The sequence below is a fragment of the Micromonospora sp. SH-82 genome (genome assembly GCF_051132485.1).
In the GTDB taxonomy this organism is placed as follows: Bacteria; Actinomycetota; Actinomycetes; order Mycobacteriales; family Micromonosporaceae; genus Micromonospora.
Map to the genome: position 1 here is coordinate 3,127,667 of NZ_CP148049.1, position 15,963 is coordinate 3,143,629.

At 73.3% G+C, this 15,963-nt stretch carries 13 protein-coding genes and 1 pseudogene; 13 read left to right on the plus strand and 1 reads right to left on the minus strand.

Annotation, left to right across the window (positions count from 1 at the left end; genetic code table 11):
- Positions 1-12 precede the first annotated feature (12 nt).
- Positions 13-351, minus strand: a complete 339-nt coding sequence (locus WHN02_RS14410; RefSeq protein WP_434739259.1) for an alkyl sulfatase C-terminal domain-containing protein — start codon at positions 349-351, stop codon at positions 13-15.
- Positions 352-463: 112 nt separating this feature from the next.
- Here WHN02_RS14410 and WHN02_RS14415 point away from each other — a divergent pair, with 112 nt between their 5' ends.
- From WHN02_RS14415 to WHN02_RS14475, 13 genes and pseudogenes are all read left to right on the plus strand, one after another.
- Positions 464-1,072 carry a hypothetical protein gene (locus WHN02_RS14415; RefSeq protein WP_434739260.1) on the plus strand — a complete coding sequence of 203 codons (609 nt, stop codon included), beginning with the start codon at positions 464-466 and terminating at the stop codon, positions 1,070-1,072.
- The gene (locus WHN02_RS14420) at positions 1,069-1,344 is read left to right on the plus strand and encodes a hypothetical protein (RefSeq protein ID WP_434739261.1); all 276 of its coding nucleotides are present in this window, start codon (positions 1,069-1,071) and stop codon (positions 1,342-1,344) included. Before WHN02_RS14415 ends, WHN02_RS14420 begins: the two co-directional genes overlap by 4 nt.
- Before the next feature lie 16 nt (positions 1,345-1,360).
- Complete coding sequence (locus WHN02_RS14425) at positions 1,361-2,218, plus strand: TlyA family RNA methyltransferase (RefSeq protein WP_434739262.1); 858 nt, start codon at positions 1,361-1,363, stop codon at positions 2,216-2,218.
- Positions 2,215-3,117, plus strand: coding sequence for an NAD kinase (locus tag WHN02_RS14430; protein ID WP_434739263.1), 903 nt, complete (start codon positions 2,215-2,217; stop codon positions 3,115-3,117). The genes WHN02_RS14425 and WHN02_RS14430 overlap by 4 nt, the downstream gene beginning before the upstream one ends.
- A gap of 180 nt (positions 3,118-3,297) precedes the next feature.
- Complete coding sequence (recN, locus tag WHN02_RS14435) at positions 3,298-5,055, plus strand: DNA repair protein RecN (RefSeq protein WP_434739264.1); 1,758 nt, start codon at positions 3,298-3,300, stop codon at positions 5,053-5,055.
- Positions 5,056-5,172: 117 nt separating this feature from the next.
- Positions 5,173-6,351, plus strand: coding sequence for a putative cytokinetic ring protein SteA (gene steA, locus WHN02_RS14440; protein ID WP_434739265.1), 1,179 nt, complete (start codon positions 5,173-5,175; stop codon positions 6,349-6,351).
- A gap of 26 nt (positions 6,352-6,377) precedes the next feature.
- Complete coding sequence (locus WHN02_RS14445; RefSeq protein ID WP_434739266.1) at positions 6,378-7,316, plus strand: copper transporter; 939 nt, start codon at positions 6,378-6,380, stop codon at positions 7,314-7,316.
- A 55-nt stretch (positions 7,317-7,371) separates the two neighbouring features.
- Complete coding sequence (locus tag WHN02_RS14450; RefSeq protein ID WP_434739267.1) at positions 7,372-8,238, plus strand: hypothetical protein; 867 nt, start codon at positions 7,372-7,374, stop codon at positions 8,236-8,238.
- A 1-nt stretch (position 8,239) separates the two neighbouring features.
- On the plus strand, positions 8,240-9,877 hold the full coding sequence (gene murJ, locus WHN02_RS14455) for a murein biosynthesis integral membrane protein MurJ (RefSeq protein ID WP_434739268.1): 1,638 nt from the start codon (positions 8,240-8,242) through the stop codon (positions 9,875-9,877).
- Between the two features lie 67 nt (positions 9,878-9,944).
- A complete protein-coding gene (locus WHN02_RS14460; RefSeq protein ID WP_434739269.1) occupies positions 9,945-11,126 on the plus strand; it encodes a glycosyltransferase family 4 protein in 1,182 nt (393 codons plus the stop codon).
- A pseudogene (locus WHN02_RS14465) lies at positions 11,126-13,524 on the plus strand (hypothetical protein). Before WHN02_RS14460 ends, WHN02_RS14465 begins: the two are co-directional and overlap by 1 nt.
- 93 nt (positions 13,525-13,617) lie before the next feature.
- On the plus strand, positions 13,618-15,333 hold the full coding sequence (locus WHN02_RS14470; protein WP_350898609.1) for a CTP synthase: 1,716 nt from the start codon (positions 13,618-13,620) through the stop codon (positions 15,331-15,333).
- Positions 15,330-15,947 (plus strand): NUDIX domain-containing protein, encoded by a 618-nt coding sequence (locus WHN02_RS14475; protein WP_434739270.1) that lies wholly within the window; start codon positions 15,330-15,332, stop codon positions 15,945-15,947. The genes WHN02_RS14470 and WHN02_RS14475 overlap by 4 nt, the downstream gene beginning before the upstream one ends.
- Positions 15,948-15,963: the final 16 nt, after the last annotated feature.

The window sequence follows — 15,963 nt, forward strand, 5'->3', positions numbered from 1 at the left end:
CGGAAGTCCTGCTCAGAGCAGTTTGCGGAGCTTCATCAGGTCGAACGGGTTCGCCTTGATCGACACTCGGCGTGCGGCGAGGGCCTTGGTGATCTCGAGTTCACCACGGAGCAGGGCGAGCAGGTCGTCACCGGTGCTGCTGAGGGCGATCTTCGCCTTCGGGTCGTCGCCCTCGGTCAGCCCGACCAGCCGCCCGCCGGTCAACCGGCCGTGGAAGGCGGTGTCCAGGTCGGTGATCCTGCAGACCAGGGTCCGGTCCAGGTCGATGCGGTCCCGCACCGTGGCGGCGTTGCGGTCCAACCGGGCGGCGAGTTCCTCCAACGCCTGCCGACACTCGTCCACGCTGGCCACCGTCGCCTCCTCACACCGCACGCCACACCGTTTCCGGCACCGTACCGCACGGGGGCTCGCGGGCGGCCCGGTAGCGTGGACACCTGCACACCCACCTCGGAAGGACTCAGGTATGCAGGACGCGTGGCGCGCCTACCTCGAGCTGGTCATGGGCCTGACCGAAGCGCCCCGGAAGAAGGCTCAGGACACCGTACGACGGGTGGTGGGCTCGGGCGGGGCGACGGCGACCCAGTTGCAGTCGCTCGCCGAGGAGTTGGTCTCCACGGGTGCGGCGAACCGGGAGGCGCTGACCAAGCTGGTCCGGTTCGAGGTGGACCGGGCTCTCGGGCTGGTCGGTCTGGCCACCGCCGAGGAGGTCGCCGAGCTCAACCGGCGGGTGCGGGATCTCGAAGGACAGCTGCGTCAGGCCCGTCTCGACGGTGCAGCACCCGCGACGTCGGCGACCGGTGCGCGGGTCGGTGGCCCGGATGTGGAGCCGGTCGCCGAGGGTCCGCAGGACGCGTCCGTACCGGGTGAGGCGCCTGCCGGGCAGGCTGTGGCGAAGAAGGCGGTGGCGCGCAAGCCCGTCGCGAAGAAGGCCGTCGCGACGAAGGCGGTGGCGCGGCAGCCCGCCACCAAGGCGGTGGCGAAGAAGGCAGTCGCCAAGAAGGCCGTCGCGAGGCGATCCTCCGGGGACGAGCCGCCGACCACCGGTGGGTCCGCAGCCGAGGCGACGGCGTGACACCGGGGGACGTACCGCGTCCGGGGCCTCGCCCCGGCCCGCCGTCGGCCCCGGCACCGCAGGGCGTGCCGCGACCGGGGGGTTCTCCGCGTCCGGGGCCGCCACCGGGCGGGACCCGGGGGTACGACGGGGAGGCCGGACATCCGGCGGTGGACGCCGCCGTGCAGGCGATGGCCAACGCGGCGACGCTCTCCCCGGCCGACCAGATCGCCCAGTACGAGGCGGCCTACCAGACGTTGAGCGAGACCCTCGCCACCATCGACCGGGCCTGAGGAGAACCAGAACACCGTGGCACGTCGTAACCGGTTGGACGCCGAACTCGTCCGTCGAGGACTGGCCCGCTCTCGGGAGCAGGCCGCCGTGTTGGTGCAGGACGGTCGGGTCCTGGTGCGTGGGGCGCCGGCCCGCAAGGTCGCGGCCATGGTCGACCCGGCCGATCCGGTGCTGGTCACCGGGGACGACCCGAGCACCGAGTACGTCTCCCGGGGTGGTCACAAGTTGGCCGGGGCGCTGGCGGCGTTCGGTCCGCAGGGGCTGTCGGTGACGGGTCGGCGATGCCTGGACGCGGGGGCGTCGACGGGCGGCTTCACCGACGTCCTGTTGCGGGCGGGGGCGGCGGAGGTGGTCGCCGTGGACGTCGGGTACGGGCAGCTCGCCTGGTCGCTGCGGACCGACGACCGGGTGCGGGTGCAGGAACGGACCAACGTGCGGACCCTGACCCCGGAGTCGATCGGTGGTCCGGTGGGCCTGGTCGTGGCGGACCTGTCGTTCATCTCGTTGCGTCTGGTCCTGCCTGCCCTGGCGGGGTGCACCGATCCGGACGGTGATCTGGCCCTGATGGTGAAGCCGCAGTTCGAGGTGGGTCGGGAGCGGGTGGGGGCCGGTGGGGTGGTCCGGGATCCGGCGTTGCGGGCCGAGGCGGTCCTCGACGTGGCGGCCGGTGCGGCCGACCTGGGGCTGGGTTTGGCGGACGTGGCGGCGAGCCCGCTGCCGGGGCCCAGCGGGAACGTGGAGTTCTTCGTGTGGTTGCGCCGGGGGGCGCCGTCGCCGGATCCGGAGCGGGTCCGGGCGGTGGTGGCGGCCGGGCCGGACGGTCCGGTACGGTCCGGCGACCTGGATGCGACTGCCGAGGAGGTTGCGGGGTGAACGCGAGGGGGTCGGCGGATCGGACCGCGTTGCTGGTGACCCACACCGGTCGTCGACGCAGCACCGAACACGCCCGGGCCGTCGCGGCGGATCTGATCGCCGCCGGTTTCGAGGTGCGGGTGGTCGCCGAGGAGGCCGACGACCTGGATCTGCCCGGTGTGGTGCCGATGGCCGGTCTGGAGGCGGCCGAGGGCGCGGAGATCGTGTTCGCGTTGGGTGGTGACGGGACCTTCCTGCGGGCGGCGGAGCTGGCCCGGCCGGCGAAGGTGCCGCTGCTCGGGATCAACCTGGGCAAGGTGGGTTTCCTCGCCGAGGCGGAGATCGACGACCTGGACGTCGCCGTGCGGGACGTGGTGGACCGCAACTACGCCGTGAACGAGCGGCTCACGTTGGACGTGACGGCCGAGTTCGACGGTGGTCCGACGATCGAGTCGTGGGCGCTCAACGAGATCAGCGTCGAGAAGGGCGAACGGGCCCAGATGCTGGAGTTGCTCGTCGACGTGGACGGTCGGCCGTTGTCGCGGTACGGGTGCGACGGGGTGGTGTGCGCCACGCCGACAGGTTCCACCGCGTACGCGTTCTCCGGCGGGGGGCCGGTGGTCTGGCCGGAGGTGGAGGCGTTGCTGCTGGTGCCGATCAGCGCGCACGCCCTGTTCAGTCGGCCGTTGGTGACCGCTCCCGGGTCGACGTTCTCGATCACCGTGGATCCGTTCACCACGTTGGCGGTGCTCTGCTGCGACGGGCGTCGGGTCTACGACCTGCCGCCGGGGGCGCGGGTGACGGTCCGGCGGGGTTCGTTGCCGGTGCGGATCGTCCGGTTGCAGGACCGGCCGTTCACCGACCGGTTGGTGGCGAAGTTCGATCTTCCGGTGCACGGGTGGCGCGGCAACCGTCGGTGACCTGACAGCCGGAGATTCATGTTCGTCGCGAGTCGCGGCATGTGGGTGTGTCCGGGGCCGGTCGACCGCCCGACGTGCGGTGTCTCGCGTCGGCGTGTCCCGGGTCGGGACCGTCGGCGGGGCGACGGTGGGCCGCGTCGGCTGGTCAACTGTCGGGGCGCGCGTCTACTGTCGGGTGCTGTGCTGGAAGAGCTACGCATCACCGGACTGGGCGTCATCGAGGACACCACGCTGCCGCTGGCCGACGGGATGAACGTCATCACCGGCGAGACGGGCGCGGGTAAGACGATGGTCGTGACCGGCCTCGGCCTGCTCTTCGGCGGGCGGGCCGACGCCGGGAGGGTTCGCGCCCAACCCGGCCGGGCGGTCGTGGAGGGGCGGCTGCGGTTGAGCGGCCGGACTGCGGCCACCGTGCACGCCCGTACCGTCGACGCCGGTGGTGAACCCGACGACGACGGTTCGCTGCTGTTGAGCCGTACGGTCACCGTCGAGGGGCGTTCCCGGGCCTATCTGGGTGGGCGGAGCATGCCGGTGGCGATGCTCGGCGAGGTGGGTGAGCAGGTGGTGGCCGTGCACGGCCAGTCCGACCAGCTTCGTCTGCTGCGTCCGGCCGAGCAGCGGGCGGCGCTGGACCGGTTCGCCGGTCCGGAGCACGAGAAGTTGTTGGAGGCGTTGCGGGAGACGTACGCGGGGTGGCGGCGGGTGGTGGACGACCTGGCCGACCGGCGCAGCAACGCCCGGGCCCGGCATCAGGAGGCCGACCTGTTGCGGCTGGGGCTCGACGAGATCACCCGGGTCGACCCGCAGCCGGGCGAGGACGCCGAGTTGAAGGTGGAGGCGCAGCGGCTGGAGCACGCCGAGGGGCTGCGGACCGCCGCGCAGGTGGCCCAGCAGTGTGTGGCGGGTACGGGGGAGCCCAGCGACGAGGTTCCGGACGCCACGGCGTTGCTCGGTACGGCTCGTCGGACCCTGGAGGCGCAGGCCGGCACCGATCCGGCGTTGGGTGAGTTGGCGTCCCGGTTGGAGGAGGCGGCGACCCTGGTCGGGGACGTGTCCGCGGAGCTGTCGACGTATCTGGCGGCGCTGGACGCGGATCCGGCCCGGTTGCAGGTGGTGTACGAGCGGCGGGCGGCGTTGCGGGCGTTGACCCGTAAGTACGCCGACGACGTGGACGGGGTGGTGGCGTGGGCCGAGCGGGCCCGGGCCCGGTTGTCCGAGTTGGACACCTCCGACGAGTTCCTCGACGAGTTGGACCGGGAGGCGTCGCGGCTGGCCGGTGAGGTGGCGGAGTTGGCGGGTCGGGTGTCGACGTCGCGTCGGGAGGCGGCGGGGCGTTTCGCCGATCAGGTCACCGTCGAGTTGGCCGGGTTGGCGATGCCGCATGCCCGGATCGAGGTGGCGGTGTTGCCCCGGGCGGCGGGGCGTACCGAGCCGTCCCTGTCGGTGAACGGGGCCGAGGTGGGTGTCGGTCCGGACGGTGCCGACGAGGTGGAGTTGCGGTTGTTGGCCCATCCGGGGGCGCCGGCGTTGCCGTTGCAGCGGGGGGCCTCGGGTGGGGAGCTGTCCCGGGTGATGCTCGCCATCGAGGTGGTGTTCGCCGGGTCGGGTGGGCCGCCGACGTTGGTCTTCGACGAGGTCGACGCGGGGGTCGGTGGGCAGGCCGCGGTGGAGATCGGCCGCCGGTTGGCCCGGTTGGCCCGTAGTCATCAGGTGTTGGTGGTGACGCATCTGCCGCAGGTGGCGGCGTTCGCGGATCGGCATCTGGTGGTGGCCAAGGACACCGGGGGTGCGGTGACCACCAGTGGGGTGCGGGTGGTGGAGGACACGGCTCGGGCCCGGGAGTTGTCGCGGATGTTGGCCGGTTTGCCCGACTCGGATCTGGGTATCGCCCACGCGGAGGAGTTGTTGGCCGTGGCGGCCCGGGAACGCCGTTTCTGAGCCGGTTTTGTGGGTGCGGGCGCACCGGGCGCGGCCCCGGTGTGCTTCCCTGGGTAGGCGACCCTGCTCAGGCATGTCGCGACGGAATTGCCTTCCTCACATGCCAGGATGGTCAGGATGCGTCTTCCCACCTTGCGCCGCGCCCGGAACGTGGAACCGGGCCGGGTCCTCGGCACCGCGCGCCTCGACCGGCGGACGAAACGGCTGGTCGGGCGGCTCCGGCCCGGTGACATCGCGGTCATCGACCACGTGGACGTCGACCGGGTCGCCGCCGATTCTCTGGTGGCGGTCGGTGTCGCGGCGGTGCTCAACGCCAAGCCGTCGGTCTCCGGTCGCTATCCGAACCTCGGTCCGGAGGTGCTCGTCTCGGCGGGCATCCCGCTGCTCGACGACCTCGGTGAGGGGGTGTTCGAGCGGATCCGTGAGGGTGACGTCGTCCGGATCGAGGGCAACACGGTCTTCGTCGGTGACGAGCCGGTCGCGCACGGCAGTCTCCAGGACGCCGAGACGGTCGCCAAGGCGATGGCGGACGCCCGGGAGGGTCTGTCGGTGCAGTTGGAGGCGTTCGCCGCCAACACGATGGACTACCTGCGGCAGGAACGTGACCTGCTGTTGGACGGGGTGGGCGTTCCGGACATCCAGACGGAGATGTCCGGTCGGCACTGTCTGATCGTGGTCCGGGGGTACGACTACAAGGCCGACCTGGACGTGTTGCGCCCGTACATCCGGGAGTTCAAGCCGGTCCTGATCGGGGTCGACGGTGGTGCCGACGCGCTGGTGGAGGCCGGTTACACCCCCGACATGATCATCGGGGACATGGACTCGGTCACCGACGACGTCCTGCGGTGCGGGGCCGAGGTGATCGTGCACGCGTACCCGGACGGGCGGGCTCCGGGTCTGGCCCGGGTGAACAGTCTCGGTGTGTCGGCGATCACGTTCCCGGCGGCGGCGACCAGTGAGGACCTGGCGATGCTGCTGGCCGACGAGAAGGGTGCGTCGCTGCTGGTCGCGGTCGGCACCCACGCCACCCTGGTGGAGTTCCTCGACAAGGGGCGCGGCGGCATGGCGTCGACGTTCCTGACCCGGCTCAAGGTCGGTGGGAAGCTCGTCGACGCCAAGGGGGTGAGCCGGTTGTACCGGCAGAGCATCTCCGGGTCGTCGCTGCTGTTGCTGGTGCTCTCCGCGGTGGCCGCGATGGCCTCGGCGGTGACGGTCTCCACCGTCGGCAAGGCATATTTGGGCGTGGTCTCCGAATGGTGGGACAATTTCGTGTTCCAGCTGGGCCAGCTCTTCTAGATCCCGAACCGATAGAGGCTGCAAGCGTGATCAACTTTCGGTACCACGTGGTGTCCCTGACCGCGGTTTTCCTGGCGCTGGCGATCGGCCTTGTGGTGGGTACGGCCGCCCTCAACGGCCCGGTGGTCGACTCGATCAAGGAGCGGGTCAACGCGCTGAGCAAGGACAACCAGCAGATGCGGCAGTCGGTGCAGAACATGCAGAAGGAGCTGGAACAGGAGGAGGAGTTCGCCGCCGACATGGCGCAGGTCTTCCTGCCGGGCCGGCTCACCGACCGTCGGGTGCTGGTGTTGGGCCTGCCGTCGGGGCGGGACCACACCGAGGGCGTGATGCAGATGCTCACCACCGCCGGGGCGAACGTCACCGGCCGGGTCGACCTGCAGGACAAGTTCATCGACCCGGAGAACAACAGCAACCTAATGGAGCTGGCGACCGTCGCCGCCCGGCCCACCGCCCCGGCCACCGGTCTGCCCGGCAACGGGCACGGTGTGGAGACCTCCAGCGCGCTGCTGGCCAGCGTCCTGCTCGACCGCCCCGAGGGTGGTACCCCGGTGACCGACGCCGACCGGCGGGCCGTGCTCGCCTCGTACGTCAACGCCGGGTACGCCGCCACCGAGGAACGGGTGGCCGGTCCGGCGGAGGCGGTCGTGGTGGTCAGCGGGCAGCCGTACGTGGACAAGGACTTCGGCAAGAAGGACGAGTCGGTGGTGAAGATCGCCGAGCAGTTCGACCGGACCGGGGCGACGGTGGTGGCCGGTAACGGGTCGGCCGGGGGGAACCTGGTGGCGATCGTCCGGGCCGACCCGGTGTTGTCCCAGTCCATGTCGACGGTGGACAACGCCAACACCATCCAGGGGCAACTGGTGACGGTCCTGGCGATGGTGCAGCAGGTGACCGAGAAGAAGGCCGGTCAGTACGGCGTGGGCGACAACGCCGCCGAACGGATGCCTAAACTGCCCCAGTGAGCGAACGACGTGACGGCCTGTCCGGAAACCATCCCCTCGTGACGGGAGTGACCCCGTGAGCCTGCTGGGACGGTTGCTGGTCGCCGGCGCCGGGGCGGCTGCCGCCCGGTATCTGCTGCGTGAGGTCCGGACCGCGCCGGTCGGCCCGGACCTGGAGCGGACCAACTTCCGGGGCCGTACCGTCACCCTGGCCGCCGGTCCGGCGCTGGCCGCCGGTGCCGCCGGAGCCGGGGCGTTCGGTGCCGGGAGCGTCCCCGCCGGGGCGGCCACCCTGGTCGCCGGGCTCGCCTCCGGCGCGGTGGGGCTCTACGACGACGTGGTCGGGGCGCGCCCCGAGCAGCGGACGGCGAAGGGGTTCGCCGGTCACCTCGCCGCCCTGCGTCAGGGGCGGGTCACCGCCGGGCTGGTCAAGGTCGTCGGGGTGGGTGCCGCCGGGCTCGGTGCCGCGGCGCTGCTCGCCGCCGACCCCACGGTGCGGGGGCACCGACACCGGCGGGGGCAGGGCCCGCTGCGCGGTGCCGTCGACGTGCTGCTCGGCGCCGGGGTGGTGGCCGGGACGGCGAACCTGGTGAACCTGCTGGACCTGCGTCCGGGGCGGGCGGCGAAGTCCGGCCTGCTGTTCGGTGCGCCGCTGCTGGGTGGGGTGCACGGTGGGATCGCCGCCGGGGCGGTCGGTGCCGCCGCCGGTCTGCTCCCCGCCGACCTTGACGAGCAGGTGATGATCGGCGACAGCGGGGCCAACGCGCTCGGCGCGGTCCTCGGCGTCGGGTTGGCCGCGCGTACCGGGCCGGTCGGGCGGGCCGCCGCCCTGGCGGTGCTCGCCGGGCTCACCGCCGCCAGCGAGAAGGTCAGCTTCACCCAGGTCATCGGGCGGACGCCCGGCCTGCGGGAGCTGGACGAGCTGGGCCGTCGAACCGACTGACGTGACGAAACCGGCCCCCTCGGTCGGCGTCGGTCAGGTGGCCGGGGCCGCCGCCCTCATCGCCGTGCTGACCGTGTTCAGTCGGCTCGCCGGCTTCGGCCGTACCGCAGTGTTCACCTGGGTGGTGGAGCTCAGTGACCTCGGCGGCATGTACGTCGTGGCGAACTGGGTCCCGAACATCATCTTCGAGATCGTCGCCGGTGGGGCGATGGCGAGTCTGGTCGTACCGCTGCTGGCCGGTGCGGTGGCCGCCGGTGACCGGCGGTCGGTGGCCGCCACCACCGGGGCGTTGCTGACCTGGACGTTGACCCTGCTGGTGCCGTTGGCGGTGCTGGTGGCGGTCTTCGCCGACCCGATCATCGCCGCGGTCGGTGACAGGCCGTCGGCACCGGAGTCGGACGCCGGAGCGCGGATGCTGCGGGTGTTCGCCCCCCAGCTGCCGCTGTACGGCATCGGCATCGTGTTGACCGGGGTGCTCCAGGCGCACCGCCGGTTCGCCTGGCCGGTGATCGCGCCGCTGCTGTCCAGCCTCACCGTGATCGTGGTCTACCTGGTCTTCGGGGCCACCGAGGGGCGCGGGGCGTCGGTGGCCGAGGTCGGCCGGGGCGGGGAGCTGGTCCTGTCGGCCGGTACCACCCTCGGGGTGGTGGTGCTGTCGCTGTCGCTGCTGGTGCCGCTGCGTCGACTGGGGCTGCGGCCCCGGTTCGGGTACGCGTTCCCGCCCGACGCCCGGGCCCGCATCGGTGGTCTGGCGGTGGCCGGTGCGGTCACCGTCACCGCCCAGCAGGTGGCGTTGCTGGTGGCGTTGAACCGGGTGTCCGGCGGCCCGACCGGGTCCCCGCAGGTGTTCAACCTGGCGCAGACCATGTACCTGCTGCCGTGGGCCGTCCTGGCGGTGCCCCTCGCGGTCGCCGCGTACCCGACCCTGGCCGCCGCCTCGGCCGGCGGGGACGAGGCCGGATACCGGCGGACCCTGGCCTCGACGACCCGGGGGGTGCTCCTGTTCAGCTTCCTCGGCGCGGCGGCGCTGGTCGGCACCGCCGCCCCGGTGGCCCGGTTCTTCTATCCCGAGCAGCCCGCCGCCACGGCGGCGGCGATCGTCGGGTTCGCCCCCGGCCTGGTCGGGTACGGCCTGTTCGCGGTCCTGTCCCGGGCCCTGTACGCCAGGGGCGACACCCGGCCGGCCACGGTGGCGATCACCCTCGGGTGGCTGGCGGTGCCGGTGGCGGCGGTGCCGTTGGCGGCGTTGCTGCCCACCGCCGACCGGGTGCTGGCGGTGACCCTCGCCAACTCCCTGGGGATGCTCCTGCTCGGTGGGCTGCTCCTGGCGGCGGTGGCCCGCACGGCGGGCCGGGGGGCGCTCACCGGTGCCGCCCGGGCCGGTGTCGCCGGTACTCTCGCCGGGGTGCTCTCCGCCCTCGCCGGGGCGGGTGTGGCCCGGCTGCTGGCCGGGGTGGCCGACGGCACCCCGACGACACCGGTGGCGCTCGGCCAAGGCATGCTGTCCGCATTCGTGGTCGGTGTGGTGTTCCTCGCCGTGGCCTTCGCCGCCGACCGGCGGGACGTGCAGCCACTGCTGGCCGCAGTGGTGCGGCGGACCGGTGCGGTGGGTCGGCGGCTCGGGCGGGGCACCCGGTAGTCGTCCGGCCGTTGCACGACAACGACACGCCCCGTCAGCGGGGTGACGGGAAGGAGACGGTGTCCCGATGACCGACGCCACGTCGGCACCCCGGTGGACCGGCAGGGTCGCCCTGCTGCTCGCCTCCAGCACCGGCGGGGTGGGACAACACGTCCGGTCGGTGGCACGGGGTCTGACCGCAGCCGGTGCCGACGTCGTGGTCTGCGGACCGGCGGCCACCCAGGAGCAGTTCGACTTCACCGCCGCCGGGGCCCGGTTCCAGCCGGTGGAGATCCCGGCCAGCCCGACCCCCGCCGACGCCCGGGCCGTCGCCGCCCTGCGTCGGGTCCTCGCCGCCGACCCGGTGGACGTGGTGCACGCGCACGGTCTGCGGGCCGCCCTGGTGGCCGCGCTCGCCCGCCCGTCCGTACCGCTGGTGGTGACCTGGCACAACGCGGTGCTCGCCACCGGTGTGCGGGGCCGGTTGTCCCGGCTGGCCGAGCGGGTGGTGGCCCGGTCGGCGACGGTGGCCCTGGGGGCGTCGGCGGACCTGGTCGAGCGGGCCGCCGCGCTGGGTGCCGCGGACGCCCGGTTGGCGCCGGTCGCCGCCCCCGCCCGGCCGGCGGCGACGCGTCGCCGCGCGGCGGTCCGGGCCGAGTTCGGGGTGACCGCCGACCAGGCGATGGTGCTGTCCGTCGGTCGGCTGCACCCGCAGAAACGCTACGACGTCCTCGTCGACGCGGCGGCCCGGTGGCGGACCCGGACCCCACCGCCGGTGGTGGTGGTCGCCGGGAGCGGACCGGCGTACCTGCCGTTGGCCGCCCGGATCTCCGCGACCCGTGCCCCGGTGACGCTGCTCGGACACCGCGACGACGTGGCCGACCTGCTGGCCGGCGCGGACCTGGCCGTGGTGACCAGCGACTGGGAGGCCCGGCAGTTGTTCGCCCAGGAGGCGCTGCGCGCCGGGGTGCCGTTGGTGGCCACTGCGGTGGGTGGGCTGCCGGAGCTGGTGGGCGACGCGGCGTTGCTGGTGCCCGCCGGGGACGTCGACGCCGTCGACGCCGCCGTGCGGAGCCTGCTCGACGACGTGACGTTGCGCGCCGACCTGACGGCCCGGGGCCGGGTGCAGGCGGCGACCTGGCCGACGGAGCAGGACACGGTGGCCGCGCTGGAGGCGCTCTACACCGAGGTGAGCCCGCCGTCGACCGCCGTGGGAAGCCCGACGGCGGCCCCCGGTGACGGTGGCACCCCGCCGGTGGGGCACCAGTGATGCTGCGTCGACTCGCCCCGATCCTGCTGACCCTGGTGGTGGTGGCGCTGGCGGTCACCGCGCTGACCGCGCGGCCCGGCGACGGCCGGGCGGCCCAGCAGCGGGCCGACTTCGTCGTCCTCGTCGGGATGGCCGGTCTGCGGTGGGACGACGTCGATCCGCAGAACACCCCGAACCTGTGGCGGATGGCCCGGGACGGCTCCATCGGGTCGCTGTCGGTGCGGTCGGCGTACCACCCGACCTGCCCGGTCGACGGGTGGTTGACGTTGGGCGCGGGGAACTACGCCGGGTGGAACGGCGGCCGTCCGGGCGGGGAGTGCCCGCCCTCGGGTGTGGCGGTGGAACAGCCCGACGGGATCGGCGCGAACCTGCCCGACCAGGAGAGCGTGGTCATGCACAACCAGGACCAGCTGTCCTGGGGTGCGGTGCCGGGGGCGCTGTCGGAGTCGGTGCGCTGCTCGGTCGCCGTGGGGCCGGGTGCGGCGGTGGCGGCGGCCCGCCCGTTCGGTCGGGTGGACCGGTACGCCCCGCAGCTGCCGGCCGACCCGGCGGAGCTGCTCGGGTCCTGTGTGCTGAGCATCGTCGACCTGGGCACCGTCAGCGGCGAGGATCCGGCGGTCCGGGCCGAGACGGTCCGCGCCGCCGACGCCGACCTGGCCCGGGTGTTGGCCGCCCGCCCGCCGCAGTCCCTGGTGGTGGTGGCGGGGATCTCCGACACCTCGCGGCCCTCGCGGCTGCACGTTGCCGTCGCCGACGGCCCGGGGTGGGACGCCGGGTGGCTCACCTCGGCCACCACCGGCCGGGAGGGCTACCTGCAACTGGTCGACCTGGCGCCGACGGCCCTGGCGGTGCTGGGCCGTCCGATGCCGGAGCGGATGTTCATCGGCCGCCCGGCGGTCGCCGTGGAGGGACGACCGGCGGACCTGGCCACGGCGATCAGGGCGTCCGCCGACGCCGACCGGGAGGCCGGCGCCCAGCGGCGGGTCGCCGAGGGTTTCTTCACCGTCCTGGCGGCCGGACAGGTGCTACTCGCGGTGGCGGTGCTGCCGCTGCTGCGCCGGGCCCGCCCGGAGGCCGGGCCGTTCGGCCCGCAGCCGGTGTCACGCCGGGTCGTGGGGGTGGTGGAGGTGCTCCTCGTCGCCGCCGCGCTGGCCGTTGCGGCGGCGTTGCTCGCCGACCTGGTGCCGTGGTGGCGGGGGGAGCACGCCGGGTGGTACTTCGCCCTGGTGACAGCGGCGGTGCTGGTGGCGGCGACGTCGATGGTGCGGTTCGCCCCCGGGTGGGCGACCACGCTGGGGCCGCTGGGAGCGGTCGCCGGGGTCGCCACCGTGGTCGTCGGCGCCGACGTGCTGACCGGGGCGCGGTTGCAGCTCAACGGGGTGGTCGGCTACTCGGCGTTGCAGGGTGGCCGGTACGCCGGGCTGGGCACCGTGGGCCTCGGACTGTTCATCGCCGGGTCGCTGCTGACAGGTGGCTGGCTGGCCCAGCGGGTCCGTCGGGCGTGGCGGCCGGTGGTGATGGTCACTGTCGGGGTCGCGGCGGTGGTGGTCGTCGGCAGCCCGTACCTGGGGGCGGACTCGGTGGGGGCGATCGCCCTGACCGCCGGGGTGAGCGTCGCCGCGGCGATCAGCGCCGGGGGCTGGTTGACGATCAGCCGGTTGGCGTGGGCGACGATGGCCGCGCTGGCGGTCACCGTCGGTTTCGCCGTGTTGGACCTGCGTCGACCGGCCGCCGAGCGGGGCAGCCTCGGCCGGTTCCTGGCCGCGTTGGGCGACGGGACCGGCGGGTTGACGGTGCACCGGTCCAGTGCCGCGAACGTGGAGACCCTGATGAACAGCCCGCTGACGGTCCTGGCCGTGGCCGGGGTGCTGCTGGTGTGGTTCGCCCTGCTCCGCCCGTGGGGCGGGCTGATGCGGTTGTTCGGGATCTACCCGGCGATGCGGGGGGCGATGGCCGGCACGGCCGTGGCCGCCGCCATCGGGGGTCTGCTCGGCGGTGCCGCCCTGGACGTGGCGGGTGCGGCGGGTGCCCTGGTGGTGCCGATGGCGGCGTTGGCGGCGCTGCGGGTGCTGGACCACTCCGCCGACCGGAGCCAGCCGCCGGGGGACCGGCCCCAGGACGTGATCCGGGGAACGGACCGGCCCGCGTCCGCCGGGTCCGAGGCGGCGGCGGACACCCCGTCGGGTACGACGTCGACGGAGCCGCTCGCCCGGTCGGCGGGGGGCGTGGCCCCGGCCTGAGCGGCGGCGGCGACCGGTGTGACAGGCGTGGGCGGCGTCGTCGAGCCGGTGCGGGTGGTGCCGGTGTGACGGGTCGGGTGGTGGCGGGGGTGACCTCGGGTGCACCCTGCGGGCGGCCGTCGGGGAGGTGTTACCGTGGAATCCCGTGGATCGCGTGATCACTTCGCTCGACCCAGCCGTCTCCGGCTGGCGGTTGGCACTGATCGGCACGGCGGTCTGCACGACCGCGACGGACGACACGGGAGCAGGCGTTGGCCCCAACAGCACAGACGACCAGGCACATCTTCGTCACCGGAGGGGTGGCCTCCTCGCTCGGTAAGGGCCTCACCGCCTCCAGCCTCGGCAATCTGCTCAGTGCCCGAGGGCTGCGGGTGGTGATGCAGAAGCTCGACCCGTACCTCAACGTCGACCCGGGGACGATGAACCCGTTCCAGCACGGTGAGGTCTTCGTCACCGAGGACGGGGCCGAGACCGACCTGGACGTCGGCCACTACGAACGGTTCCTCGACAGTGACCTGTCGGGGAAGGCGAACGTCACCACCGGGCAGATCTACTCCGACGTGATCGCCAAGGAACGGCGCGGCGAGTACCTCGGCGACACCGTCCAGGTCATTCCGCACATCACCAACGAGATCAAGGCGCGGATCCTGGGCATGGCCGACCCGGACCAGGACGGGCAGGTCCCGGACGTGGTGATCACCGAGGTCGGTGGGACCGTCGGCGACATCGAGTCGCTGCCGTTCCTGGAGGCGATCCGGCAGGTCCGCCACGACCTGGGTCGGGACAAGTGTTTCTACCTGCACGTGTCGCTGGTGCCGTACCTGGCCCCGTCGGGTGAGCTGAAGACCAAGCCGACCCAGCACTCGGTGGCGCAGCTGCGCAACATCGGTATCCAGCCCGACGCCATCGTGTGCCGCTCGGACCGGGAGATCCCGGACAAGCTCAAGCACAAGCTGTCCCTCTACTGCGACGTCGACCGGGAGGCGGTGGTCGCCGCCCCGGACGCGCCCAGCATCTACGACATCCCGAAGGTGCTGCACCGGGAGGGCCTCGACGCGTACGTGGTGCGCCGGTTGGGGTTGTCGTTCCGGGACGTGGACTGGACCCGCTGGGACGACCTGCTGGAGCGGGTGCACCAGCCCCGGCACACCGTCACCGTCGCCGTGGTCGGCAAGTACGTCGACCTGCCGGACGCGTACCTGTCGGTCAGTGAGGCGATCCGGGCCGCCGGGTTCGGCCACCGGGCCCGGGTGAAGCTGCGGTGGGTGCCCAGCGACGACTGTGTCACCCCCGCCGGTGCGGCGGCGGCCCTGGCCGGGGTGGACGGCATCCTGATCCCCGGCGGGTTCGGGGTCCGCGGCATCGAGGGCAAGATCGGCACCACCCGGTACGCCCGGGAGAACGGCATCCCGCTGCTGGGGCTCTGCCTCGGCCTGCAGTGCATGGCCATCGAGGTGGCCCGGCACCGGGCGGACCTCGACGGCGCGAACTCGCTGGAGTTCGACGAGGAGGCCGACCACCCGGTCATCGCCACCATGGCCGACCAGGAGGACATCGTCTCCGGCAAGGGCGACCTGGGCGGCACGATGCGCCTCGGGGCGTACCCGGCGGTGTTGACGCCCGGGTCGATCGTGGCCGAGGCGTACGGCACCACCGAGGTCAGCGAGCGGCACCGGCACCGGTACGAGGTGAACAACGCCTACCGGGACGCGTTGGACCGGGCCGGTCTGCGGATCTCCGGGACGTCCCCGGACGGCCGGCTGGTGGAGTTCGTCGAACTGGACCGGGACCTGCACCCGTTCTTCGTGGCCACCCAGGCGCATCCGGAGCTGAAGAGCCGCCCCACCCGGCCGCACCCGCTGTTCGCCGCGTTCGTCAGGGCCACCATCGACTACTCGGAGGCCGACCAGCTTCCGGTGGACCTGGCCGAGCCGGTGTCGGCGGCGTCGGCCGGCTCCGCCTCGTGAGCGCCGTCGAGCACCGCTACGACCTGCGTTCCCGGCAGGAACGCTACGCCGGGCCGATCTTCGCCGTGGTCAGCGACGAGGTGGCCATGCCCGGTGGCGGGACGGCCGGCCGGGACTGGGTCCGGCACGTCGGGGCGGTCGCCGTCGTCGCCCTCGACGACGCCGACCGGGTGGTGTTGATCAGGCAGTACCGGCACCCGGTCGGTCGGCACCTGTGGGAGCTGCCGGCCGGGCTGGTCGACGTGGCGGGGGAGGACCTGCCGTCGGCGGCGCTGCGGGAGCTGGCCGAGGAGGCCGACCTGGCCGCCCGTACCGTCGACACCCTCGTCGACGTGTTCAGCTCGCCGGGCTTCACCAACGAGCTGGTCCGGGTCTTCCTCGCCCGGGACCTCACCGACGTGCCCGTCGACCGGCGTCACCAGCGCCGGGACGAGGAGGCCGACCTCCAGGTCGTCCGGGTCGACCTGGACGAGGCGGTGTCGAAGGTCCTGGCCGGGGAGATCACCAACGCGTCCTGCGTGGCCGGTCTGCTGGCCGCAGCCCGGGCCCGGGACACCGGGTGGTCGGCCCTGCGCTCCGCCGACGCGCCCCTGCCCGGCAGGGCCACGTCCTGACAGCCCCGTCGTACGG

Bases quoted from the DNA above. Each gene is read 5' to 3' on its own strand.
- WHN02_RS14415 (WP_434739260.1), top strand. From the start codon at position 464: ATGCAGGACGCGTGGCGCGCCTACCTCGAGCTGGTCATGGGCCTGACC.
- steA (WP_434739265.1), top strand. From the start codon at position 5,173: ATGCGTCTTCCCACCTTGCGCCGCGCCCGGAACGTGGAACCGGGCCGG.
- WHN02_RS14460 (WP_434739269.1), top strand. From the start codon at position 9,945: ATGACCGACGCCACGTCGGCACCCCGGTGGACCGGCAGGGTCGCCCTG.